General features: G+C 61.9%; 1 protein-coding gene. It reads right to left on the reverse strand.

What is annotated here, in order from left to right:
* The coding region (locus ADK67_RS16105; protein ID WP_157620447.1) for a DUF4352 domain-containing protein at positions 1–265 on the reverse strand (265 nt) is incomplete at both ends.

The following is a 265-nucleotide window of genomic DNA, read 5'->3' on the forward strand; positions in this document are numbered from 1 at the left end:
CCTGGTGCTTCACGGTCGATGCCGTGACGATCCGTGACGATGAGTTCCACTCGGTCCGGAGTCACGTCGGGCCGTACGTCCCACACGTAGATCCCGTTCTCTTGATCACCGGGCTGGAGCTTGGTATCGAACAGTCCGGCAGGCTCGCAACCACCCAAAGTCTCAGACTCGTACCGGCGGTCGCCGTCGTAGAGCGACTGGTTGGCGTTGGTGGCCAAGACGACCGGCTCGTTGCCCTCGTTGACGACCTTGATCCGTACGGTGA

It is taken from the genome of Saccharothrix sp. NRRL B-16348 (assembly GCF_001280085.1).
Classification (GTDB): domain Bacteria; phylum Actinomycetota; class Actinomycetes; order Mycobacteriales; family Pseudonocardiaceae; genus Actinosynnema.